The sequence below is a fragment of the Porphyromonas pogonae genome (assembly GCF_036320655.1).
GTDB classification, from domain to species: domain Bacteria; phylum Bacteroidota; class Bacteroidia; order Bacteroidales; family Porphyromonadaceae; genus Porphyromonas; species Porphyromonas pogonae.
The window spans coordinates 1,345,811-1,370,742 of record NZ_CP143258.1; the positions used below are offsets into that span (position 1 = coordinate 1,345,811).

Consider the following 24,932-nt stretch of genomic DNA (forward strand, 5'->3'; position numbering starts at 1 on the left):
TAATAGTCCATGGAATATAAAGATAAAGAATATTGTATAGAGGTACGTGGCGATTTTGCTTGCTTTACTCGTCCGGAAATGAAAGTAGAGCGTGTAAGCTACGATGTTATCACGCCGAGTTCAGCTCGTGCTATCTTCCAAGCAATATATTGGAAGCCGGCATTTCAATGGCAGATCACTCGTATTGAAATCTTGAATCCAATAAAAAAGATTTGCTTCAGAAGAAACGAAATAGGAGCAACGATGAGTTCTCGAAGTAGTGGTCTGTTTATAGAAGATAAGAGGCAGCAAAAGTCATCTTACCTACTTCGAGATGTGGCATATCGTCTTTTTGCCAAGATGCTCTATACTCCAGTGGAGAAGCGTACTAAAGCTTGCAGAGAAGAAGCACAAAAACGAGCTCTTAAAGGAGACAGAACAGAAAACCCCAAGAAATATCAGGAGATATTTGAGCGTAGAGCTGCCAAGGGGCAGTGCTTTACGATGCCTTATTTAGGTTGTCGTGAATTCTCTTGTGCCTATAAATGGATCAAAGATGCTCAATATGGCGATGGGATAGATGAAAGCCGAAGTTTAGGATATATGTTATATGATATGGACTTTGAAAGTAATGTAAACTGCCCTCCCGCAATGTTTTTCGATGCCGTAATGACAAAGGGAGTTATTATGGTTCCACCTAAAGATAGTAAGGAGGTGCTGAGATGATACTACAAGCCTTGTATAACTACTACATCACGATGCAAGCCCAGCAGGACAATGCCATAGCACCTCTGGGCATGGAGTACAAGAATATTCCATTTATAATCGTAATAGATATGGATGGAAACTTTGTACGAATAGAAGATACACGTAGTAAAAGTAACAATAATAAAGGCGAGTCTTTTCTTGTTGCACAAAGTCTGGGGCGTAGTGGCTCGAAAAGTAGTGATGTAGCAAACCGTTTGTGGGACCATAAGGGTTATGTACTCTGTTATGCTAAAGATAATACGGATAAAGGTAAATCAAATGCAATAAAACAGCACGAATCATTCGTCAAGAAGATAAAAGAAATTTGTGAAATATTCCCTGATAATAAAGAATTCAATGCTGTTAAAGCATTTTACGAAAAAGAAGAAAGTTTAATTGAAATCAAAGGAAATGGACAAGAACTCATAGGCACCGAAAGTTCAATTCTACCCCACAAAAATGATATCTTCAATAGCATTCAGTTAATGCCTGGTGCAAATATTAGTTTCATGATTAGAGGCATGAACAGAATAGTAGCTTCTCATCCAGATATAAAGACTCTTATTTCTATGGATCAATCTTTTCTTAATAATGATGACGCTATTAGTAATGATCTGCCTATTAGTGATTCTTTGAAAGGAAATGAAGGTATATGTTTAATCACAGGGAAAAAAGGACGGTTAATTCGTCTGCATAAATCAATGGGATCAATGTTAGGAGCAAAGGCCACAGCATCACTCGTTAGTTTTCAGACAAATTCAGGTTATGACTCTTATGGTAAAACTCAAGGATTGAATGCGCCAATCTCAGAAGAGGCTTCTTTTGCTATGACCACTGCTCTCATTGATTTACTTAAGTCGGGGCGAGAAACCAATTACAAGATTGGAGACATGAAATTAATCTTTTGGAATGCTCAGTTTGATAAGACTCTTATAGAAACATATAAAGCTGCAACATTTGATCCCCCTGAATCAGATGTTAAACCTAAGAAAAAAAGAAAAACTGATGATATAGATGAGCTTTATAGCAATAATTCCTACAAGGTCTATGATGCACTTAAAGCTATTATTGGATCAAAAGATGGATACATAGATAAGGTTAGTGAAGACCGCTTCTATATTTTAGGATTGACCCCAAACTCAGGTCGTATAGCAGTGAAGCTCTGGCAAGAAGGATCTGTGCGAGAAATTGTAGGGAATACGCTACAGCATCTTCAAGATATGAATATAATCTCCTGGGATGGCTTGCTTAATGAAAGTCACCCTCCCCTTCGCAATCTCTACTCTATTGTGAAAAGTGTATCTATAGGTACCCAAGACAAATGGCAAACAAACTTGATTGAAGCTATTATTCATAGTATCGTAAGTGGAAAACAATATCCACACACCTTACAGTTAGCATGTTTAAATCGCATGTTTCAGGAGCGAAATGTCACAAGCCTTCGCGCAGCTATTCTAAAAGCATATTTAATTCGAAATCACAAATATACAATAACTATGGCACTAGATCCCCAAAACAACAATAAAGCGTATCTCTGCGGAAGGCTTTTTGCTATCTTAGAAAAAATTCAACAAAACGCAGATCCAGAGGTCAAAGGTACAATTCGTGTCAGATACTTTACTGCAGCTGCTAAAACACCCGCTCTTGTATTTGGTATGCTTACACAGCTTTCAAATCATCATCTGTCAAAGATAAAAAAAGATAAACTAGGCTTATCAAAATGGTTGGACCAGCAATTGTGTGACATATACAATTTATTTCCTGGAAAAGATCCAAACTTTCCTTTACACTTTAAATTAGATGAGCAAAGTCTGTTCGCCGTTGGCTACTATCATCAGAAAGCAATTAGCTATAATAAAAAAGATGAAGAGAAATAAAACATCGAGGAAAGCAACCTGCAATCAACTAACACTTATAATATATGGAACAAATTAATCAAACTACAGTGGATAAACGCTACGATTTTATTTATCTGTACGAAGTAACAGATGGTAATCCAAATGGTGATCCCGATGCAAGTAACACTCCTCGCATAGATCCCGAAACAGGACAAGGCCTTGTATCGGATGTTTGTCTCAAGCGTAAAGTACGAAATTACGTTTCTGTAAAAAAGGGTCTAAATGAACCTGGCTATAGGAATTTCATACAGGAAAAGGCTGTTTTAAACAGGCTTATCACAGAAGGCTTTGATAAGGCTAATCCTAATCAAGATAAATCAACACAAGACGACAAGAAAGACAAACAGTTAAAAAAGGTAAAAGAAGAGAATGCTCGTAAAGTAATGTGTCAAGACTACTATGATATACGCACTTTTGGAGCTGTGATGACAACAGGGAAAAAAGAAACTGTTGATAGTGATGAAGATAACAAAGTGAAAACGAAAAGCAAAACAGGCGAGAAGGGCAAAGCTGAAAAAACAGCAGGTCAAGTGCGAGGGCCTGTACAGCTTACATTTTCCAGATCTATTGATCCAATATTTTCAAATGAACATACCATCACTCGTATGGCTGTTACAAGCGAAAAAGATGAGGAAAAAGAACAGACAATGGGGCGAAAGTCTACAGTTTCATACGGACTATACTTGTGTAGAGGTTTTATTACTCCTCATTTCGCTGAAGACACAGGCTTCACACAGTCCGATCTAGATTTGTTTTGGGAAGCTCTCATAAACATGTTCGAGATAGACCACTCTGCTGCACGAGGACTTATGTCTGCTCGTCGTCTCATTGTTTTTGAGCATGATTCGAAACTTGGCAATGCTCCCGCCTTCGAGCTCTTTGATCGCATCAATGTGAATCTTGTGAATCAGGAAAAACCTGCAAGGCGATTCGATGATTATCAGATTACGATTAACGACAAGAATTTGCCTAAAGGCATAAAAGTTTATGACTTGATTACGGGGTGGAGTAATGATAATGAGAGTAAACAATAAACTCTAAATGGTAATATTCAGATAAAATGTTCGAGGATGAGCAGTTATTGATGATTTCAGGCATTCAGCATTATGCTTTCTGTCCCACACAGTGGTGTTTGGTTTATCTCGACCAGTTTTGGCAAGATAACGAGCTTACTGTCGGTGGTCATTTGTTGCATAAGCATGTGGATAATCCCAAACTGCAACCTCTCGAGCAAGGTATACGACATATCCATTCCATGCATCTTGCTTCGTACACTATAGGAGTCTATGGCATTGCAGACATTGTAGCTTTCGAAAGTCATAGAGGAGGCATGCCTCTCTATCCTATAGAGTACAAGCATGGCAAACCCAAAAGAGATAATGTCGATGCTGTGCAGTTATGTGCTCAGGCTATATGTCTTGAGGAAATGTATAACTGTGAGATTAAGTATGGATATATCTATTATGGTAAAACAAGACAACGCACCCAAATAGATATAAACACTTCTCTACGTAAAGAAACGTTATCTATCATAACAAAAATGCACACACTGATGAGTCAAAATGGAATAGTGAGGTCGACAAAGTCTAATAAGTGCAACAAGTGTTCGCTCCAAGATATTTGCATGCCACTTTCAGAGCATACAACATCGGCTCAAGAATATTTAAGAGTACAAGGTTTTGAATTATGAGATTACTACTAAACACGCTATATATAAATACGCCTAATGCTTATTTAAATAAAGATGGCGAGAACTTAGTCGTCAAGGTCGAGCAAGCAGAGGTATTTCGTATACCCATTCACAACCTCGAAGAAGTAGTTATGTTTTCATACATGGGTGCATCTTTAGGAGCCATACACCTCTGTAATGAACACAATGTACATCTTGCTTTTCATAAACCTAATGGTGAGTATATAGGCTCTGTGGAAGGGCCAGTAAAAGGTAATGTTATTCTACGCAATAGTCAGTTTAGAGTTGCTGATGATGAATTGATAGCTGCTCATATTGCCAAGATAATAGTCGCTGGTAAAATCAAAAATCAACGTGCAGTCCTTCATCGTTTTCAGCGTGATTATAAAGATAGAGTCTCCGATCCAGATCGATTTCAATACATACTCGATCTCATGGCGAGCTACATGACACAAGCTTTGTCGTGTAAGGATCGCAAACAGTTGTTAGGAATCGAAGGGAACGCAGCCAAATTATACTTTGAAGCATTACCCAACCTCTGCCTCAATATAGACTTTGCATTCCAAGGTAGATCTAAAAGGCCACCTAAAGACCCGTTTAACGCTTTATTGTCTTTTTTCTATTCACTCCTTACTCATAGCATTAAACATGCTCTTATGTCTGCAGGACTGGACCCATATGTTGGTTTTTATCATGTAAATAGACCTGGCAGAGTTGGCTTAGCATTAGATCTCATAGAAGAACTTAGACCTTACCTTGTAGACCGCTTTGTACTATCATTGATCAATAACCGTATGATAAAATTAAATGACTTCATTCGCCAACAAGATAAGGCCGTTTTGCTTACAGACGAAGCACGGCGTAAAGTCATTCAGACGTGGCAACAACGTAAAAAAGAAGAATTAATTCACCCTTATATCAAGGAGCGAATACCATTAGGTCTTTTACCACATGTACAAGCAAGATTATTAGCTAATTACATTAGAGGAGTATTAGATGATTATCCTGTATTTATAATGCCTTGAAGCTTATGTATGTATTAGTCGCTTATGATGTAGCGTTTTCAGAGGACGGACAGAAGAGATTGCGCAAAGTAGCAAAAGTCTGTCAAAACTATGGACATCGTGTTCAGAACTCACTTTTTGAATGTCTACTTGAGCCTGCTCAGTTTCTTCTTATGAAAAACGACATCCAAAATATTATTGATCCATCTTTAGATTCTGTTCGTTTCTATCATCTGCCTAATAATTATAAACAGAGGATTGAGTCTTTGGGAAAGAGTAATTCTCTCGATTTTACAGGAGACTTAATAATCTAATAACCATCTGCGAACCATAGGCTACCTATAAAACGCTGTGTCTATCGCATGTATTGATTATCAATAGATTATGATATTTAAATCTTTTATTTAAACTTAATTATTAAAAAAAATCTATCTTCGCATATCTAACCAATAAGAATACCTTGTGTAAAGCTTTTTAAAGACACCTGTCGCACCCTTTACGGGTGCGTGAATTGAAACATCGAGTGGCAGCAGCTCAAGATGAGAACAAAGAGGTCGCACCCTTTACGGGTGCGTGAATTGAAACTTGTATATGTACCTACACTCTGCACGCTGTTTTTCAGTCGCACCCTTTACGGGTGCGTGAATTGAAACTTAGAGACATCCTCACCGAACGGCTCCGCAAAAGGTCGCACCCTTTACGGGTGCGTGAATTGAAACATCAGATACGGACGTGTAGTCCCTGAACAGCATCGTCGCACCCTTTACGGGTGCGTGAATTGAAACGCCGTGACAGACGTCTGAGTGATAAGAGCCACCTTGTCGCACCCTTTACGGGTGCGTGAATTGAAACTTATACGTGTTTGATATTAATGTCAATAGATTAGTCGCACCCTTTACGGGTGCGTGAATTGAAACTCGGAGGGGACTACAACGAGATAAACACAATTAATGTCGCACCCTTTACGGGTGCGTGAATTGAAACCCTTAGAGGATGCTCAAGATAACGCAGCGGTAAGTCGCACCCTTTACGGGTGCGTGAATTGAAACTCCCTCCCCCTGAAGCCCCCCACACAAACCAGACTGTCGCACCCTTTACGGGTGCGTGAATTGAAACTCTATGTCTATACCATAAGCACCACACAAATCAAGTCGCACCCTTTACGGGTGCGTGAATTGAAACATTGCTTGCCGGATGTGCCTTGTTGTGCAACCTTGTCGCACCCTTTACGGGTGCGTGAATTGAAACGTCGTTGTTGTTACATGATTCTATGTATATCTTAGTCGCACCCTTTACGGGTGCGTGAATTGAAACCGCCGTCTGCGTAATTCTGGACTCTGCAGTCTTAAGTCGCACCCTTTACGGGTGCGTGAATTGAAACTCTGTAGATGCTGCTCCTGTCCATCGACATGTTGGTCGCACCCTTTACGGGTGCGTGAATTGAAACCAACTAAGGTAGAAAAAAATAGTTTTGATAAACGTCGCACCCTTTACGGGTGCGTGAATTGAAACATATCTTGTGGCAAGACTACAACCGGTAGGCTTGGTCGCACCCTTTACGGGTGCGTGAATTGAAACATTTTATAATTTGAGGGAAAGAACACCCTCAGGGTGTCGCACCCTTTACGGGTGCGTGAATTGAAACATTTTAAGGCTAATGTAGGTGGTAAATGGGTGCGTCGCACCCTTTACGGGTGCGTGAATTGAAAGCGCGAATTCGAGCGACAGCGCTCGGTCTATCACGGTCGCACCCTTTACGGGTGCGTGAATTGAAACGCCGACATAACCACTAAGGTGGTACAATCTTGGGTGTCGCACCCTTTACGGGTGCGTGAATTGAAACACCACTCATGTGTTGCGAATTGGGCGCACCTCGGAGTCGCACCCTTTACGTGTGCGTGAATTGAAACTACGCTTATTACAATAGGGCTTACATCTTTGCTCAAAGTCGCACCCTTTACGGGTGCGTGAATTGAAACACGGACTCGGGGATCACAATACAGGTCAACGGCAAGTCGCACCCTTTACGGGTGCGTGAATTGAAACATTGCGTAATAATTATTACAGAAAACAATATAAGTCGCACCCTTTACGGGTGCGTGAATTGAAACAGCAACTTCTGACCTAATCTCCGTGGCCGTCTGCGTCGCACCCTTTACGGGTGCGTGAATTGAAACACGGACTCGGGGATCACAATACAGGTCAACGGCAGTCGCACCCTTTACGGGTGCGTGAATTGAAACGCTGCAACAAATGGTGAACATGCTACTCGTATTACTGTCGCACCCTTTACGGGTGCGTGAATTGAAACAACTGGTAACTATAGAGGACGTATAAGCCAAACATGTCGCACCCTTTACGGGTGCGTGAATTGAAACACGGACTCGGGGATCACAATACAGGTCAACGGCAGTCGCACCCTTTACGGGTGCGTGAATTGAAACGCTGCAACAAATGGTGAACATGCTACTCGTATTACTGTCGCACCCTTTACGGGTGCGTGAATTGAAACAACTGGTAACTATAGAGGACGTATAAGCCAAACATGTCGCACCCTTTACGGGTGCGTGAATTGAAACATCAAGATCAATCAGTATAGTGCAGACCCGATGAGTCGCACCCTTTACGGGTGCGTGAATTGAAACTTGTAGTATGGTGTGGTGTACCCATCCCCTCGTAAGTCGCACCCTTTACGGGTGCGTGAATTGAAACATGGAAGTTGTAATCTTCTGCAAGACCTTCAACATCGTCGCACCCTTTACGGGTGCGTGAATTGAAACATTGAATGGCAACAACTCAAGATGAGGACAAAGGTCGCACCCTTTACGGGTGCGTGAATTGAAACCTCGACAAGAAGATTAGAGCTAAGCAAGAAGAAGACGTCGCACCCTTTACGGGTGCGTGAATTGAAACGCCTCCGGCGATCTGAATGGCAGAGACTTCGAAGTCGCACCCTTTACGGGTGCGTGAATTGAAACACCCCATACCTGATCGGTTACCTCGAATGTGATGGTCGCACCCTTTACGGGTGCGTGAATTGAAACAGCACCCGGCTCAAATATCAGTGAAGTCATGTAGTGTCGCACCCTTTACGGGACTAATCTTTATACACATCTTTTAATTTTTTTGTTTCATGAAAGATAGTACAGTGAGGTGCTCATGGAAAACCTTTAGACCTTTGCACATGGTATTATATCCTGGAGGTCCGCCAGATTTTACATAAGCTTTCCATGATCCCAGTCGGGCTATTATCCACGAAGCCCAAGCTAACGAATCTTCCCGAAAAGGATTATTCCCATCTTTTGATCGAGGAGACTCTTTATGTAGCATTTCCATCTCTAGATGCAGCATCTCGCACTCTTCCTCTGTAAAGAGTCGATTACATGAAACGCTCTCATTGGCAGTGTCATATTTTTTCTTTAGAGTCATACACTTTAGCACAACATAGAACCCCATTGCCATAAGCTTTTTCATCGCCATACCGTTTTCTAATTGGGCAGAGGTAATACCCAAGCCTTTGGTTTTCATTAATCTAAAGACTTCTTCGATATGCCATCGATACTTGTACCACTGTATAATCCGGAGTGCATCTTCCTTACTCTTTACTTCGTGCGAGGTGAGCAAACGCCATTCGATAGGCTTTTCACCCTCGGGAACGCTACCGGCATCTTCTCTGACATGAACGTAGTGGCAGCTAATACTCTTTGAAACATCGTCTTTACCATTACCTGTGTTGCCGAAAGTGACTGGTGCATATTTGACGTCGAACAACGCCTTGCGAGGTTTACGCCCATTTTGCCTAGTGATCTGGGATGTGCAACTGAAACTAACCGGTTGTTTATCCAACCATTCGATGATACGTTCTTTTTTAGATTTTGAATCTCCCTCGAGAAGCCGATTGTGAATGGAGCGAATCAGAAAATCACATCCTTCTTCCAACGTCTTACTCATGACGGTGTAGATATCATTCTCACGATCACCCACCATGGTTTTACGTAAATTTTCTGGCAAATTCGCGTTTGCCATTTTAGCCGATGCAGCCCAACGAGACGATTCTTTCTCATTAAATCCAAGTTTTTTACGCAGCTGTTTCTTCTGGCGTGCGTCTTTGCGATCTCTGTTATACAACTCAATCGAACTATAACCCATAGGGGTTTCTGTCTCAGGGTCAAAGAGCAAGCAAGGATGAGCAAAGATGCTGTACTCCGAACTCTTGTTGGTTCCATACCCATAATCTTCGTCATTAGGGTTTAATCTGCCACTGATATTATCAAAAGTAAACTCTGTAGTATCCTGAATGCAAAGCACATGCTTAAGATCTTTGCAACATTGTGCGCTATTTGCGGTAACGCAGTCCAAAAACTGATCCATTTTCCATCTTTTATTATTTAGGAGTCGATAAGCCCCCTGCCTTTCTGCATGATTCTTAAAACAACTGTTCATGACCCCGTCCACACGACGTGTCATTGCTGCCAAGACGAAATATAATCGCTTAGCGATACGTGCATCTTTTATGACGCCTGAAAATGTTAAGTTACATATATAAAGATACGAAAAAACAACGAGGATACAATGCAAGAAATTGAATAAAAGTATGTTAAATCGTTGAGATATGTGTATAGATTAGTTTACGGGAGGGGGAATTGAAATAGTTTTTAATTATTGTTTGTAAAATTTGTGTGCTGTTGACCCTCTATCGGTAAATTGAGATTCGTATAAAAAGAGAATATTTCCTATATTTGGAGTCGCAGCTCCTACGGGTGCGTGAATTGAAACATGGGGTCTTATTGCTTTTCCTCAATACTGCTAAGTCGCACCCTTTAGGGGTGCGTGAATTGAAACTAACCCTTTCGACTGGATTCCATTTATTGCTGTTGAGTAAAGTCCTGTGATCTATACACTAAGTTCGGGATAGTGTATAGATTGTGATAATAAGAAAGTGAAAGACTTACTTCTCGTTGAAGTCAATCTTTCACTTTCTTATCATGTATCTGGAAAAACAAAAAGCTAAGACATGGGCATATATATGTTTTACCTAGGTGTTGGGTCATACATTAGAATTTATTAGTGTTCGCTAAACTTGATTTACGTACTTCTAACTTACAGACAAATTAGGCTTTTTTGATTTTTGAACAATCCTCCCTAAGGCGTTTCGGTCTCTTTTCAGCGCTCTGTTTTGCCTATTGGGGGAAGAAATAAGACCCTCTACTCCTTTGTTGATCGGCTGTCTGACAAAATATCCTTGAAATCTGGCCCATAAAAGCGCTCAAACGAAGCTAAACACGTCTATTGATAATCATATAGCTATTATCCTTCATAAAAAAGGAGATAAATGATCCCAAAACATGGCTGTCCGATTAATATTTCGAGGATTGCAGGACAGAAAAACTTTTAGCGGACACTAATAATTAGAATTAGGTGATAGATCAGAAATCAGTAGTTTGAGCACTCTCATAGTTTAAAGAGCGTAAAAGCTTTTGATCAGGAAGCAGGATTTATCATATCTCATGACCAAAGACTTCTGTTTGATAAAGGGGTGTTACTATATCAATCTTTTAGAGTTGGACCTTGGTTTGCATAATAGAAGTAATCCGATTTAGGGCCAATAACTTTAATTCCATTGTAGCGGGATCGCGGGAGATCTACAAGTTCAGGGAAACTATCGAGATACTCTAAAACACAACTTCCCTTTGCACCTCTTTTTCTTCTATGCAACAGTGTCAATGCTATTAAAATACACGGGTAAGTATTACTTAAAGCTCTTCTCTTGTGTAGTCGACTGAGTCCAATGTTCAAAAAGAGACTGTTGCAAAAGTCAACAGTCTTGTGGATTTTGGAGGCAAAGCCGACAAAAGACACTTTGACCGGGCAGAGAGGGTAAAGTGCAAGGCGCTAAGAGTGAGTGCACAGGGAGTTTACTTCAGGTAAATGACCAAGCGCGAATCTCGCAAGCAACGAAGCAATTTGCCTGCTATGCAACGGTCTCAAAATACATCGCTCTTTTTCTCAGAATGTAGACTTTTGCTTATCAAACTCAAGTATTATATTCATTTCATTCTTTTTTGAAAACCTAAGTTAAAATAAACAAAGTGATATTTTTTAGATGAATTATAGATTGTGTGTGAAAAGTGATTATGTTTTATATTTGTTTATTATTCTGTCTATATGTCTTTGTTGTTGTGTTTATTCTGTCGGAATGATAATTCTGATGGATGATTGGTCTTTATTCCTAAGGTTGAATTAGCTCTATATATTTTTGTAGCTACACTCTGAATCTTTCTTAGTTACGTTACTGTTTTTTCTTAACTAACAAACTCCAAACCCTTAGTTAAAAAACTAAACTGTCTTAGTTAATAAACCAATGTGTTTTAGTTATAAGACAGCCCTAATGTAACTATACGTATGCGCCAAACAAAAAGATCCGCAAATAGGGTATAAACGCCTATTTGCGGATCTTTTGTTTGTTTTGTATATTGTTACTTACAATCTTACATTTTGATATTTTTCTTTAGAGTTTTAAATATGACTATATGTAAGATTGGAATGCTTCACAAGCGTATATCGATATAGTACGAATGAGTATCTATTTTCATTTGATTCTATAATAGCATTTATTCTCGTTTTCATTTCTTAATCTTTATAAATGTGTTGTAGCCTGTATATTGATTCTGTGTAATTGGTATGTATAGTAAATAAATATATCAACAAATATACAACATGCTACCCCCCTTTGTCAAGAGGTGGAGCAAATATTTTATATAATGAGACTGTTGCAAAAGTCAACAGTCTTGTGGATTTTGGAGGCAAAGCCGACAAAAGACACTTTGACCGGGCAGAGAAGGTAAAGTGCAAGGCGCTAAGAGTGAGAGCACAGGGAGTTTACTTCAGGTAAATGACCAAGCGCGAATCTCGCAAGCAACGAAGCAATTTGCCTGCTATGCAACGGTCTCATAATACGTCAGACTATGATTATTAACGAGACTTGGGTGTAAGGATCAGGGGCAAATTGCTCATTAAATGAGCATTTCATAAATCGAATTTATGTATTTTGCCTGTGATGCTTACACCCAAGTCATACTCTGATAAGGAATGAAAGAGGGTCAATCTATACACTCATGTAGAGCTTTGTTGAGAGAGGGGTATTCAAAAATGAATCCTGTAGATTTAATCTTTTCAGCAGATACTCGAGTTCCCTCCAGAATAAGCTGAGACATCTCGCCAAGGCATGTTTTGAGAATAGCTTCGGGCATCTTGATATGGATGCGCTCGCCACCTTTGGCATAGGATAGAGCATACATAAACTGTTCGTTTGTCAGTGGTCCGGGAGCTACTGCATTATAAACTCCTACCAAGTTCTCATCTTCAACACCTTTTATGTATATTCTTACAATATCATCAATGTGAATCCAATTGATGTATTGATGCCCTGTTCCCATGGGTAAATTGATGCCGAACTTCACGGGAATGATCATTTTGGGTAAGAGACCGCCATCTTTGGATAGCACTACACCGTTACGGAATATAACGGTACGGATTCCCAACTCCTCAAACTTGTGTGCTTCTCGTTCCCAAAGGAAGCATGTCTTGGAGAGAAAATCATTGCTCATAGGTGAGGTCTCATCAAAAATCACTTGTCTTGTAACTGCTCCGTAGTATCCAATAGCTGATGCTGATATAAAAGTCTTTACAGAGTGATTCATCACCTTGAGCTTGTTGAAAATGAGTCGGGCTGATACTATGCGACTTCGCATAATCTCCCTTTTACGATCAGCAGTCCATCGCTGCTCTCCAATGTTGGCTCCGGCAAGATGTATGATGGTATCTACATTTTCAAAAGCTCTTTCTTCGATGACCTTTGAATCCAGATTCCAATAAAATACTCCACCATTAGGAGCATCCGGGCCTTCATATCTATCTCTTGAAAGCCATTTGACTGTATGCCCTTCGCCTTGCAGCTGTGTCGAAAGCTTTTTCCCGATAAGCCCTGTGGCTCCGGTAATCAATACAGTATGTTTTTTCTTCATTTCATCCATAAAGCACTTCAGTATATGTTGTTCTGTTTTATAATATAACGTTACAGGAGTAGGCAAAGTTGCAAGGTTGCCATAATATTATCGATGATCAAATTTGACATATTTTACCTTATGCAAAATTAGTTGATAATCTTTTATTTTACTATAACGTAATGAGAGTTATTCTGATCGAAGTATGGTTTTAGCTTAGTAATCAGAGAAATGAGAATAATCACTCGGTGATCATCTATTTATGTATAGCATAATACCTAAAATTTCATAAAAAAGAAATAGGGGTTTTTACAGATATTTACGTCTTATAAGTGTATCATAGGTCTTAAGCGTAGACTTTGATTACGTAAGATGTAGAGAGATATTTAAATAGGATAAGATGAAACCTTTGAAAAAAGCATTGTTGTTATTGCTATGGGTTGCCCAGATTCCTGTGATGAGTGTCTCTTTGAAGGCTCAAGAAATAAAACAAACAGGATTAAAAATATTTTACAGTACAGGATATGACAGAAAAATAAGTGAAATATTGACTCCTGACATGCCTAATAAGATAACGGATAGGGGTGAATATTCCCAAATCATATCATCAGGCATGATCGGGGTTGGTTATCGCTATAATTGGGATGTGTTTGGTGTAGGTTTCGATTTGACTTATTCTTTAGCAAGGGAAGATGTATATAAATCAGAAAATTCCACTATACCAATATACAGTATTGATCATAATAGGCTGTTGTTTATGCCTACGGGCGATTTTTCTTATTACCGGAGTTCATTGTTTAATATTTATGGCTCGGCAAGTATGGGGGTAATGATGTATTCACAACCGGAAAGCCCTAATAGAGCGGAGCTTGCATATCAGGTCAATCCAATAGCTCTACGAGCCGGAGTTATAGGATTTGGGGCTTTCATAGAACTCGGCTATGGTTATAAGGGGATAATAACAACAGGTCTAACTCTAAACTTTTGATTATCGATGATTGGGAAATCAACCTTGCATTAGCGGGTTGATTTCTTTTTGTCTTAAATTCTAACTAGTCGTCCCTTAAAAAGCACATTTCAGCGCAATCCTCTCCATTGGGAGTGTTTCGCTGATTTTGTTTATTAGGTACAAAAGAAGCTTCATGGCTCTTTTGAAGTTATATGCCGCTGCAGCTAACATTACATTGATAGCATCCCCGAAGAGCCCTTTGTAAAAGTTACGTCCTAAGCGATAATCTGACTTCAAATGTCCGATAGTTGGTTCTATTCCTGCACGCTTGCAGAAAAGTCGATGCTTCTTTTTACGTTGATAATAACTGTCTTTAGCTTTTGGAGTGTCAGGAATCAATATTTGCGTACCGTTTATTTCTTTTTTCCCACGGTAACCTCTATCTCCGGCCAATTTCTTAATCCTTTCTCCCGTGAGTCTCTTCACCTGATCGAGGCTTTGCTCTATGGTATGTCCGTCATACTCATTACGGAAAGAAGAGGCTCCCAAAATCACTCCCGTCATGGAGCGTATAATCGAGACTTTGTTTCCAAACTCATATTTTTTGTGCTCCTTACCTTTACTGATGCATTGAACATCCGGTTCATGAATAGAATAAATCTTTTGAGTGGAATTACGCCGTTGCGAAAGAATCCTTTCAAAGAGGGAAATGAGTTTGTCGTACTCCCTGTTATTACCCAGGTTTCGTTTAAGTTCCCGAACCAAACGTCCCGCTATTGTTCGTAACCGTTTATCCGCTTTAAGAGCTTTCTTACGGTTCTTGGGATGGTTGCGAAAACGTTGATCCCGATAAATTCTTTTCAATACGAAAGTATAGCTTTGACGAATGGGTAGATTGAGAGCCCTTACGATTTTGAGAACCTTGCCTACTATCTTCTTATGCAACTTGGCATCTGTAGGATAAGTCACATTCTTTTCCTGCACGGTGGAGTCTATAAAAGCGGTATCGTGGTGATCCTTCTCATTTTTGTCATCATTCACACGAATACTTTCTGCAAGAATAAGCTCTATCCCTCTTTCGCCGATACGTTTGCGGAAGTGAACCAGTTCCGAGGCATTGCAGGGAAAGGAAGGAGTAAACTCCTGCATGCCACAAAAATATTGAAAATAAGCGTTCTCACTCCATTGTTCTACAACAGATTCATCTGAAATATTGCGCAAATGCTTCAGAATTAAAAGACCACACATTAAACGAATAGGCTTACCGGGACGACCATTGTCAGGGCAATACAAGGAAGAAAAAGCCTCTTCGAACCTTTTCCAATCGATTTTATGGGAAAGTTTATACAGAGGATGTTGCTGGTTAAGCAAATCGTCCAGCGAAGAGAATAGAGATTGAACTGTTTGAGTAGGGCGTATCATAAAAAATCTGCAAGTTTCTACATCCAAAGATACAAAAACTTGCAGATTTATCAAAGAGTATAAGAATGTAATTCACTGTATATCAGAAAATAAACGCGATTTTAAGGGGCGACTAACTAAATTAGCGTATGTAAACAAGAACTATCGATATACAATCAGCCCTACCCTGGTACCCCTCATGCAAGATAAAGAACGTTTTAAAGAACTGTTTTATGATCATTATGCAAGGCTTTGTCACATTGCTCTTAAAATGATCCCGAATAAAGATACCTGCGAGGATATTGTGCAGGAGTGTTTTCTGAACCTTTGGGAAAAACATCGTTTAGACAATGTTTCCAATCCTGGGGCATACCTCACACTTGTAGTCAGGAATAGATGCATTGATTATTTGAGGCAGAAAAACTCAGATATTTCTTTCGATGATAATATCTCTTTGCATGAACATGATATCGTGGAAGAATCATATGAGGAAAAGCCTGATGCCGTTAAAATAATATCACAAGCTTTGTCATTGCTTCCACCGAAATGTAGAGAAATATTTGAATTGAGTAAAATAAAACGCAAGACATATCAGGAGATTGCGAACGAACTCAATTTGTCGATAAAAACTATCGAAAATCAAATGGGTAAAGCTATCAAAATTATAAGACAATTCGCTAAAGACCATCCACAATATTTTATTCTTATTATAGCATTTCTAATTGAATCCTGAGAAAGATAAAATAACAGAAACAGAATGAATACGATCGAAAATATATTGGCCAAACACTTCGTTTCCGAAAGTCTGACTCAGGAAGAACAAAAAATTCTTGAAGTATGGATCAAGGATAATCCCAAGGAGTATGAGGATATAAAAAAGTTTATGTCTTGGGAACAGGAGGCATCAGACTCTCATTGGGAAATAAACGTTGAAAAAGCCTATCAGAAAATAAAAAATAGAATATCCGGCAAAAAACAAGTGACCAAAATCCCCTTGTTTCGTTGGGTTGGGATTGCAGCATGTGTGATCGCTGTAATCTCAATAGCATTTAACTATCTCTATAATCCAATATATGAAATTTCTTCAGGTGATCATATCAAGACTATTGCCATGATCGATGGCTCTGCTATCACACTGAATAAAAACTCATCAATCAAATACAAAAAACAATTCGTAAAAAACAGAACTGTGACGCTCAAAGGACAAGCTTTCTTTGAAGTATCGCGAGATACTGTGCATCCATTTGTTATCACAACAGATAACGCTATCGTGAAAGTTTTGGGTACTTCTTTTGATGTCAATGCTCCTGAGAATTTCACTATGGTAAATGTAAAGACCGGTAAGGTTGAGCTTCAGACTCAAACACAAAAAGTCGAACTTCTACCCGGTGAGCAAGGGGTATATGTAAGTGGTAATTCGTCCATATCAAAAAATAAAAGCCGCTCACAGAACTATATGTCATGGAAGAATAGTAAATTGGTGTTTGATAAGACCGATTTTAGAATAGTATTGAGAGACATGAGTAACTATTATGATGCTAATATCGTATTGCAGCAACCGGTAGACGGAAAATGTTTGATAACAACAACCTTTACCACAGAGTCTTTGGATGATGCAATGAAGGAATTGCAAATGTTACTTCATTTCGACTATACTATACATGGCAAAGATGTAGTGATATCGAACCTGAAATGCGAAAACTAAAGAGGATACCATTAACAGTTACTATACTTCTTTGTATGGGCATAAGACTTTATGCCCAATCTTCTTTTACGCTCGATTATCAGATTACCACCCATTGTTGCATGCAAACGCAGACAGTACACCAATGGTTGAAGGATATTGAGAAAGAAGGGTTTATTCTCTCGTACAACCCCAAGGAGATTTCGTTAAACCGCAAAGTCACAATCAACGAGGATAAGATATCTGTAAATAACTTACTCAAAGCAATACTCCCCGGGGTATATTACAACTGGTCGTTAAAAAGCAATAAAATCATAATAACTTATAATCCGCCAATCTATACTTTGAGTGGAAGTATTTATGAGAGTTCTTCTCATGAATCTCTTATTGGAGCCTCGGTAAGTATAGATCAATCCTTTTCAGGAGACGTATCTAACAAGTATGGCTATTACTGTGTCAATCTTTCTCACGGTGAGCATATTGTGAAAGTTAATTATGTTGGTTATCAACCCTTGGTATTCAAGATTAACATTACAGGCGATACCAAAAAAGACTTTTATCTATTTGAGAAAACATATGTTCTCAAGCCTCTCAATGTTATGCGTAATAATGTTAACATTGAGGAAAAGATCAATATGAATGCCCAAACCTCATCTGTATCATCTTCCTTCTTGGGTGTAAATGATATCATGAAGCAGCTTCAGTTTATTTCGGGTGTAGACGGATCCTTGACCTCCTTTACAGGGTTGCAGGTCAGAGGAGGGAGTCCGGATCAAAATTTAGTATTGTTTGATGAGGTTCCTGTTTATAATTATAATCATTTTTCCGGTATTATATCTATATTCAACCCTGACATCTTGAAAAATGTAGACTTTTACAAAGGTCTATTTCCTGCTCGTTATGAGGGCGGTTTGAGTTCTGTAGTAGACATCATGATGCGCGAAGGAAATATGACAAAGTTCCATGGCGGGTGCTCTATTGACCTTGTAAATGCAGGTTTATTCTGCGAAGGGCCTATTGTCAAAAACAAAAGTTCATTTATCTTTTCAGGCAGGCGGAGTCTCATTAATTATCTTAGCAGGTTCTGGGATAAGGAAGATAGTAGCAATGCTTCGTTATATGATCTGAATTTCAAGGCCAATTATAAAATTTCAGATAAAGATCATATTTATCTCAGTGGATATACCGGTAGAGACAACCTCAGAGATCTGAGCTTTGATGTACCTGAAAATTACAAAGAAAGTCTTTGGTGGTCAAACTCTCTACTGTCTTTCCGATGGAATCATTTCTTCTCTGACAAGTTGTTTGGCAATACCAATATCTCTTACAGCAAATTCTACAATCGATTTCTTAAGCAAATTGTTTTGGAAAAAGATCGTGTAGAAGAACTGGAGGATCTAAAATATTCTATTCAAGAGTATTTATTACATAGCAGTCTACAATATTTCGGTAAACATTATAAGATTAAAATGGGGGTAAGATTCAGCCAAAAGCATTTCAGTTACCCATCCTTCAGTATAAGTAGCCTGTACAGTGACCCCAAAAATTGGAAGAGATCTTCACTTCTTTCTCTGTATTTTGAGAATAAGATAAAATACAGTGAGAAATTCAGCCTCAACATAGGTCTGAACTACAATTTGTATATCATTGGCAGTGATGTTATAAATAACTTGCAACCTCGTTTGCAACTTATATATCAGCCGGTGGACGGAACGCTTATTTATGCAGGATTTTCCGAGATGGGGCAGTTTTATCACCAATTATCTGTACAAAAGATCAGTGTTCCCTATGAACTTAGAATTCCCAGTTCCAATAAATTTAATCCGTCAAGCTCGCAGCTGTATGAAGTGGGTATAAAGCAATCTTTGCGTGGAGGGAAAGAGGAGTTTAAAGCTACGCTCTTTATGAATGAGCAGAATGATATCTTGAGATATAGGTTCTACCAGGATATTCTGGGTAATAGGATTGCTTTGGATTTGCAGAGGAAGATTACTACGGGACAGAAGAACGGACAAGGTCTGGAGATGTCTTATACAGGGATGTATGATAGGTTGAAATTCAATGTATCTTACACATGGAATATATTTAAAGAAAAGTTTGACGGGATTAATAATGATAAATATTATTCATCTGACTTCCAGCGTCACACACTCAAAGGCGGTATCTATTACAATTTGGCCAAAAATCATGGAGTCACACTACATTTTGCGGCAAGCAGTGGTGGGTATATAACTATCCCTGATTACAAGATCAAAGATATTGATGAAATTATGGGTATTGAACGAAACTTTGATGCTGATGGAACATTTCTGATCAGTCATATTAATAATTATAAACTACCCAATAATTATCAACTTAATATCGGATATGTGTTTCATAAGCAAATGAGTGACAAGAAAGCCCATTTACTTAAATTGGGCCTAAATAATATTTTGGGCAGAGAAAAGCCATTTTCCAAATCTGTGAAAGAATCCAAAGGTGAAATCTGGGTGAAGGAAGCTCGACTTCCGCAATGTTTTCCGTACATTAGTTATAGTTTTCAATTTTGAGGTTATATATGAAGCGGTTAATGTGTTTAATGTCTTTAGCATTATGTGTGGCTAGTTGTATAGACTATTCTAAGGTCGACTTGAAAAAGACTGATCAAAATAAGGTGGAAGTCCTAGCCGAATTTTCATTGGGAAAACCTATTCGTATGTATATTAATAGCGAAAAAGTCCCCTATGATAGTAAAGTCAAAACTGTATATATAGAAGACAGAGATGGCAATGTGCTTACAGAGCTCAAGAATACGGAAAAACATATTTGGGAATCAAAGTATCATTTGGAATACCCTTCTTTATATTTTCTAAGGATAGTTTGCAACAATGAATACATAATTAATAAGTTTGAAATACCACCTAAGATAAAAGTTAAGGATAGTATTTCTTTTTACTTGGATTATGAGTTTTTCAATGCCTTTATTACATTTGAAGATAATATAACTAATGATGAGTATTATATAATTGAGTTTCCTTATAATCTAAAGTCCGGCAAACAGTCTCTTATGAGTATCCAATGTCTGGATGAGTATAGTGACAATATTCTTTATAATGAGATTAAACCACCTTATAAAAGAATTTTTGTGAAACGAACTCATATTCATCGCCCCAAGGAGTTGCTTTTCAATATAGATTATTCCAATTATGATGAAAGAGACTCTTTGTCATTGAGAATAAGGAGAGTAGAAAAAGAGTTTTATGATTATCTATACAGCTATGAAATACAGAAAACATCTCCGGAAAACTCGGCTATCCTATCTCCTCAAAATCCTATGTTCTTAGGTATTATAGGAGGAACATCTACTTATGAATCTAAAATAAAGCTCTCTCTTCCTCCTAATAAGTAATCTTATTGGTCTGTTGTTGCTTTTTTATGGTTTTCTGTTTTCTTTTTCCAAACGAAATAAGCTCGGTACAGGTTGAGTAGGCTGTATGGGTATTTGCCTTGGGTTGCTTCAAAGAGTGTTTTGAGTTCTACGCGAGTTTGTGTTTTGGTGAATAAAGGCATGAGCTCATCTACTATTTCCTGACAAATGATGTCTTTGCTCTCAATTTCACCATGCTCCAAGAGAAAAGCCAAATGATTGTATATGGTATCAGGCTTCAGATTTCTTTCTGAAGCTATCTCGTCAATTTTTTTGCCTGAGCGCCATAATAGGAGAGTTTGTTGCTGAGTGCTAACTTTGCGTTCTGTAGATTTTCTTTTAAGGTGGTTATGATCCATTACATCTAATTCAGTTTCATTCAAGCCGGCTATATCAGCACAATCTTTATGAAAGACTCCCATCATCGTATCGATTCTCAATTCTTGGCGATCAGGAACAGTCCCTTTGGTCAGAGCTTCCACTGCTCCTTTTATACGATATAGAAGACGCATTTCATCTGTGGTGATATGATAAAGACTTTCCAGCTCTTTGACGTATTGTTTTGTTTTTTTCTGATTCTTTGCCTCCTTTTGGATTTTTAATACACTTGAGGCTATTTCTTTAAAGTGAGGCGTAAAATACTCCACGGCTCTCTTTATTCTATTATTAATCATGGTCATGTCAATCGAAGTTTCTGACCATAATGCGATCAATTGTTTACAAAACTTCAAAGCTATTTTCCTCAGCTCATCTACATGTGCTGACTGTTCATTTGCCCAATCACCGTAATTGCTTTTAACACTTCGATCTGTCTCTGCTTTGTATCCGAAGCTATGCTTTCGCCATTGTTCTGATAAGCTTGTCCATTCAAACGATAGAATAGTTTGTTCTTTCCAATACTTTATTTTATAAACTGCGAGTTGCTGCTCCAGCTGTTCGATACTATTTTTGTGTTCTTTATATGTCATAATATCTTTGGGGACAACTATGGCTTTGTTTTTCACTTCGGATAGTAAAACCGTACCCTCAAGGCTTCTCAACCTTGACAATGCTACGTAAGCCTGCCCTGATGCAAAAATATCTTCCAGATCCAATGCTGCCTTATCAAATGTCAAACCTTGACTCTTGTGTATTGTAATGGCCCAAGCTGCCCGTAATGGATACTGCCTGAAAGTTCCGATAACTTCTTGCCCCGGCTCATTTGTTTCTGCATCCAAAGTGTACCTGATATTTTGCCATTCATATGGTTCTATATCGATTGATAGATCGGAATCATCAAGTTTCACCTTAACCTGCTTGGCACTGAGTGTTTGTATTGTTCCTAACTTCCCATTGTAATATCGACGCGGTTGGGATGTATCGTTTTTGAGAATCATCACACGCGCACCTTCTTTGAGTGCGAGTGTAGATTCTGTTGGATACAGATACTCTGGAAATTCGCCTTCTGTTTTGGCTTTATATTCCATTATCTTTCCTGCAAGGGTATCCATACCTCGTTTGTTTATCAGTTCTGCTTTGTAATTGTGAGTTGTGAGCGTAATGTATCCGGGATGTTGGGTGCTATCGAAATGTATATCGACATGTTTGTTTAGTATAGCGATATCATTTGTGCCTATTTGATTAGTCCTTAAATTATTAAGTAATGATATAAAAGTGTTATCGCTTTGGCGAAACACTTTTTCCAATTCCATGTACAACGGAGGAAACTTTGTGATCACTTGTGCATGGAAGAAGAATATTCCCGAATAATATTTGCTCATAATATTCCATTCTGAAGCCTTCACTACGGGTGGAAGCTGCAACAAATCTCCTATAAAAAGGACTTGTACTCCTCCAAATGGTTGGGTCGACTTTCTTATGCGTCTTAGGATCATATCTATCAAATCCAATGTATCAGCCCGTAGCATGCTCACTTCATCTATGATGAGCAGTTCCATATTTCGGAGTAATCTGCGCTTATTGTCGTGCATCTTGGTGCGTCGCCAAAAGCTAACCGGAGTGATAATATTGTATGAAATATCTTGTTGGGTAAAGCTCAACTCTTCAGGGATGAAAGTAGCTGATGGAATCTGAAAAAGAGAATGCAATGTGATACCGCCTGCGTTTAGGGCAGCGATACCGGTAGGTGCTGCTACCACACAGTTTTTATAAGTATGTTCCGTGATATAGCGCAGCAGGGTGGTTTTACCTGTACCTGCTTTACCAGTGAGAAAAATATTTTGGTTGGTGTGATTTATAAATTCTGATATATACTCTTGTATTTCCATAATCTTGAGATTCGAGAGTGTATAGGATGCCTTGATGTATTTGGGGGTAAAATAAGCAGGTAAATAAAACTCAAAGTCTATCCTCCAGCAGTGTGCACCCTTCATCGTTTTGTTTCTCAACCAAAGGTACAAATAATATTTATGAACCTCTTCCATGGATAGATTATTCATTTATAATCATCTATGATATTCAAAAGGAGGATGCCTTTTTGCTGTTTGCACATAGAGATTACTCAACTGAAAAGGAACATTTGAAGAGATTGAGAGACAATAAATAGAGCCAAAGGAGCTGTATGATTTTGCAACTATCTCAATAGGGTAAATCTCTAAATTATGGTGATATACTCAAATCCGTATTTGAAAAAAATCTATCTGTCCTCTTGACAAAGGGGGGGCTGATGTTGTATCTTTGCCGTGTCAGGATAATTTACCTTTTTATTGGAATTCTACTCAAATCTGTAATTAATAAAGCGCAATATGAGACTAACAACCACACTATACTCCACAAGCATATCTGTAATCCACGGTTACTTTGGAGGGGGGGATATGAGTGATAACTTTGATAAGGATACAAAGTGTCAGAATAGAGTAGTCTGACAATAATATCAAAATGTCAATCCTGAGCTAATCACACCAAGATATAGCTCAAAAAATCCGCAAGTGGGATACATTAGTTCCATTTGCGGTTTTTTATTTCCGTACTTCAAGTGTGTAAAAACCTAACTACAATGCAATTTTTTTCTAACTGCATTGTATTATTTTTGTAACTACGTCACTTGACTTTCCTAACTAAGAAAAAAGTAAAACCTAACTAAGAAAAGATCATGACGTAGTTACAAAAATACGCGGAGTCAATAGATCGCTCACACTTGTGATTGGGGGATAGATGTGGAGTGTCTTATTGATTCAGGCTATCCATATTAAATGATATTTAGGTTTTAATATGAGCTTATGGTGAGCATTATGATAATATTTCTATCTCTCATAAACAGCCATCAATTGTAATAAAGTGTCACTTGTGAATGGGTTTGATTTCCCTGAATATAACAAAGCCGGTAGACTGCATGTACATTGTGTTTCAATATTGATTACATTCAAGGACTATCTTAGTCAACCCCTTACTATATTTATTTCTCAGAATTTCACTCGTTTTCTGAAAAGAGTGTGGTGCAGGACGTTATTTGATATAAAAATCAGAGGTCAAAGCCATAAATTCTTTTGATCTTTTATTGTCAGGATCATTTAAGATCAAGGTTGTTTCCTTGTAACCTGCTTTTGAGTTGTAGGCTTTGCACCATGATGATAATAATCTTGACGGTTGTTTGTCAGGCTTACTCTGTACATGAGTGATACGAGAGGGTTTTATCCTATTGTAAGCAGCATAACTTCTTAGATCTTCCAAGCGAGGATGAGGAGTGATCAGGGCTATCTCACCATCGTCTTTGAGTAGCGTACAAGCATGCGATAAAAGGCTCTCTATGCTTAATCCACACTCTTCATGACGAGCTTGGCTTCTTTGTGATTGTGGAGCTTGCAATGAACTCTTGAAGTAGGGAGGATTGCTTATAATCAGATCAAAAGTAATATCTGGGGAGTATGACAGGAAATCAGCATTTACTATGCTGATCCTGTCTTTATACTTACTGTTATTAATATTTCTATGGGCTTGTTGGGCTGCTCGAGGATCTATCTCTATACCTATAATCATAGCTTCGGGATATCTTTGGGCTAAAAAAAGACAGAGTACACCTGTACCACACCCGATATCAAGAATGTAAGGCGACTTTGCCGGAGTACCCGCCCAACAACCGAATAAAACACTGTCTGTACCTACTTTCATGGCACAGTCTGATTGTTCTATGCGGAAATTCTTGAAGTCGAAATATTCATTCGCCATGAATCTC

17 protein-coding genes, 1 pseudogene and 1 CRISPR repeat array are annotated in these 24,932 nt (G+C 38.6%); of the genes and pseudogenes, 13 read left to right on the forward strand and 5 right to left on the reverse strand.

The features are described from left to right. Positions 1-9: 9 nt before the first annotated feature. Genes cas5c through cas2 form a run of 6 tightly spaced genes read left to right on the forward strand, consistent with a single transcriptional unit; the run spans position 10 to position 5,632 of the window. On the forward strand, positions 10-705 hold the full coding sequence (cas5c, locus tag VYJ22_RS05180) for a type I-C CRISPR-associated protein Cas5c (RefSeq protein WP_329905455.1): 696 nt from the start codon (positions 10-12) through the stop codon (positions 703-705). After that, positions 702-2,603 (forward strand): type I-C CRISPR-associated protein Cas8c/Csd1, encoded by a 1,902-nt coding sequence (gene cas8c / locus VYJ22_RS05185; protein ID WP_329905456.1) that lies wholly within the window; start codon positions 702-704, stop codon positions 2,601-2,603. The genes cas5c and cas8c overlap by 4 nt, the downstream gene beginning before the upstream one ends. A gap of 44 nt (positions 2,604-2,647) precedes the next feature. Then, positions 2,648-3,658 carry a type I-C CRISPR-associated protein Cas7/Csd2 gene (gene cas7c, locus VYJ22_RS05190; RefSeq protein ID WP_329905457.1) on the forward strand — a complete coding sequence of 337 codons (1,011 nt, stop codon included), beginning with the start codon at positions 2,648-2,650 and terminating at the stop codon, positions 3,656-3,658. A gap of 26 nt (positions 3,659-3,684) precedes the next feature. Continuing rightward, positions 3,685-4,314, forward strand: a complete 630-nt coding sequence (gene cas4 / locus VYJ22_RS05195; protein WP_329905458.1) for a CRISPR-associated protein Cas4 — start codon at positions 3,685-3,687, stop codon at positions 4,312-4,314. Further along, entirely contained in the window at positions 4,311-5,339 is a 1,029-nt protein-coding gene (gene cas1c, locus VYJ22_RS05200) for a type I-C CRISPR-associated endonuclease Cas1c (RefSeq protein ID WP_329905460.1), read from the forward strand. The genes cas4 and cas1c overlap by 4 nt, the downstream gene beginning before the upstream one ends. 5 nt (positions 5,340-5,344) lie before the next feature. Beyond that, positions 5,345-5,632: a CRISPR-associated endonuclease Cas2 gene (gene cas2 / locus VYJ22_RS05205; protein ID WP_329905461.1), complete on the forward strand. Its 288-nt coding sequence runs from the start codon at positions 5,345-5,347 to the stop codon at positions 5,630-5,632. Between the two features lie 172 nt (positions 5,633-5,804). Next, a CRISPR array of direct repeats spans positions 5,805-8,362; the repeat unit is 32 nt; unit sequence GTCGCACCCTTTACGGGTGCGTGAATTGAAAC. Positions 8,363-8,435: 73 nt separating this feature from the next. Here the strand turns inward: cas2 and VYJ22_RS05210 are convergent. After that, positions 8,436-9,785 (reverse strand): IS4 family transposase, encoded by a 1,350-nt coding sequence (locus VYJ22_RS05210; protein WP_329905462.1) that lies wholly within the window; start codon positions 9,783-9,785, stop codon positions 8,436-8,438. 1,461 nt (positions 9,786-11,246) lie between these two features. Between VYJ22_RS05210 and VYJ22_RS05215 the strand changes: the two genes are divergently transcribed. Further along, a complete protein-coding gene (locus tag VYJ22_RS05215) occupies positions 11,247-11,384 on the forward strand; it encodes a hypothetical protein (RefSeq protein WP_329905463.1) in 138 nt (45 codons plus the stop codon). Between the two features lie 1,034 nt (positions 11,385-12,418). On the opposite strand, the gene VYJ22_RS05220 is transcribed toward VYJ22_RS05215, so the two are convergent. Further along, entirely contained in the window at positions 12,419-13,342 is a 924-nt protein-coding gene (locus VYJ22_RS05220; protein WP_329905465.1) for a TIGR01777 family oxidoreductase, read from the reverse strand. Positions 13,343-13,721: 379 nt separating this feature from the next. On the opposite strand from VYJ22_RS05220, the gene VYJ22_RS05225 reads away from it, so the two are divergent. Continuing rightward, positions 13,722-14,309, forward strand: a complete 588-nt coding sequence (locus VYJ22_RS05225) for a hypothetical protein (protein WP_329905466.1) — start codon at positions 13,722-13,724, stop codon at positions 14,307-14,309. A 75-nt stretch (positions 14,310-14,384) separates the two neighbouring features. On the opposite strand, the gene VYJ22_RS05230 is transcribed toward VYJ22_RS05225, so the two are convergent. Beyond that, positions 14,385-15,692, reverse strand: a complete 1,308-nt coding sequence (locus VYJ22_RS05230; RefSeq protein WP_329905467.1) for an IS5 family transposase — start codon at positions 15,690-15,692, stop codon at positions 14,385-14,387. A gap of 178 nt (positions 15,693-15,870) precedes the next feature. On the opposite strand from VYJ22_RS05230, the gene VYJ22_RS05235 reads away from it, so the two are divergent. The 4 genes from VYJ22_RS05235 to VYJ22_RS05250 are packed head-to-tail and all read left to right on the forward strand — an operon-like array spanning position 15,871 to position 20,743. Then, positions 15,871-16,404 (forward strand): RNA polymerase sigma-70 factor, encoded by a 534-nt coding sequence (locus VYJ22_RS05235; protein WP_329905468.1) that lies wholly within the window; start codon positions 15,871-15,873, stop codon positions 16,402-16,404. A gap of 24 nt (positions 16,405-16,428) precedes the next feature. Continuing rightward, a complete protein-coding gene (locus tag VYJ22_RS05240; RefSeq protein WP_329905470.1) occupies positions 16,429-17,376 on the forward strand; it encodes a FecR family protein in 948 nt (315 codons plus the stop codon). A 35-nt stretch (positions 17,377-17,411) separates the two neighbouring features. Then, positions 17,412-19,904 (forward strand): TonB-dependent receptor, encoded by a 2,493-nt coding sequence (locus tag VYJ22_RS05245; RefSeq protein ID WP_329905471.1) that lies wholly within the window; start codon positions 17,412-17,414, stop codon positions 19,902-19,904. 47 nt (positions 19,905-19,951) lie between these two features. Further along, a complete protein-coding gene (locus VYJ22_RS05250) occupies positions 19,952-20,743 on the forward strand; it encodes a DUF4249 family protein (protein WP_329905472.1) in 792 nt (263 codons plus the stop codon). Between the two features lie 2 nt (positions 20,744-20,745). Here VYJ22_RS05250 and VYJ22_RS05255 read toward each other — a convergent pair whose 3' ends face one another. Beyond that, positions 20,746-23,199 carry a helix-turn-helix domain-containing protein gene (locus VYJ22_RS05255; RefSeq protein ID WP_329905473.1) on the reverse strand — a complete coding sequence of 818 codons (2,454 nt, stop codon included), beginning with the start codon at positions 23,197-23,199 and terminating at the stop codon, positions 20,746-20,748. 5 nt (positions 23,200-23,204) lie between these two features. On the opposite strand from VYJ22_RS05255, the pseudogene VYJ22_RS05260 reads away from it, so the two are divergent. Beyond that, positions 23,205-23,303 (forward strand): annotated as a pseudogene (locus tag VYJ22_RS05260) (helix-turn-helix domain-containing protein); the annotation flags it as partial. A gap of 902 nt (positions 23,304-24,205) precedes the next feature. On the opposite strand, the gene VYJ22_RS05265 reads toward VYJ22_RS05260, so the two are convergent. Then, positions 24,206-24,925, reverse strand: a complete 720-nt coding sequence (locus VYJ22_RS05265) for a tRNA1(Val) (adenine(37)-N6)-methyltransferase (protein WP_329905474.1) — start codon at positions 24,923-24,925, stop codon at positions 24,206-24,208. Positions 24,926-24,932: the final 7 nt, after the last annotated feature.

Coding starts and splice junctions, on each gene's coding strand:
- cas5c (WP_329905455.1), top strand. CDS start 10: ATGGAATATAAAGATAAAGAATATTGTATAGAGGTACGTGGCGATTTT.
- cas8c (WP_329905456.1), top strand. CDS start 702: ATGATACTACAAGCCTTGTATAACTACTACATCACGATGCAAGCCCAG.
- cas7c (WP_329905457.1), top strand. CDS start 2,648: ATGGAACAAATTAATCAAACTACAGTGGATAAACGCTACGATTTTATT.
- cas4 (WP_329905458.1), top strand. CDS start 3,685: ATGTTCGAGGATGAGCAGTTATTGATGATTTCAGGCATTCAGCATTAT.
- cas1c (WP_329905460.1), top strand. CDS start 4,311: ATGAGATTACTACTAAACACGCTATATATAAATACGCCTAATGCTTAT.
- cas2 (WP_329905461.1), top strand. CDS start 5,345: ATGTATGTATTAGTCGCTTATGATGTAGCGTTTTCAGAGGACGGACAG.
- VYJ22_RS05210 (WP_329905462.1), bottom strand. CDS start 9,785: ATGACACGTCGTGTGGACGGGGTCATGAACAGTTGTTTTAAGAATCAT.
- VYJ22_RS05215 (WP_329905463.1), top strand. CDS start 11,247: ATGACCAAGCGCGAATCTCGCAAGCAACGAAGCAATTTGCCTGCTATG.
- VYJ22_RS05220 (WP_329905465.1), bottom strand. CDS start 13,342: ATGAAGAAAAAACATACTGTATTGATTACCGGAGCCACAGGGCTTATC.
- VYJ22_RS05225 (WP_329905466.1), top strand. CDS start 13,722: ATGAAACCTTTGAAAAAAGCATTGTTGTTATTGCTATGGGTTGCCCAG.
- VYJ22_RS05230 (WP_329905467.1), bottom strand. CDS start 15,692: ATGATACGCCCTACTCAAACAGTTCAATCTCTATTCTCTTCGCTGGAC.
- VYJ22_RS05235 (WP_329905468.1), top strand. CDS start 15,871: ATGCAAGATAAAGAACGTTTTAAAGAACTGTTTTATGATCATTATGCA.
- VYJ22_RS05240 (WP_329905470.1), top strand. CDS start 16,429: ATGAATACGATCGAAAATATATTGGCCAAACACTTCGTTTCCGAAAGT.
- VYJ22_RS05245 (WP_329905471.1), top strand. CDS start 17,412: ATGGGCATAAGACTTTATGCCCAATCTTCTTTTACGCTCGATTATCAG.
- VYJ22_RS05255 (WP_329905473.1), bottom strand. CDS start 23,199: ATGAATAATCTATCCATGGAAGAGGTTCATAAATATTATTTGTACCTT.
- VYJ22_RS05265 (WP_329905474.1), bottom strand. CDS start 24,925: ATGGCGAATGAATATTTCGACTTCAAGAATTTCCGCATAGAACAATCA.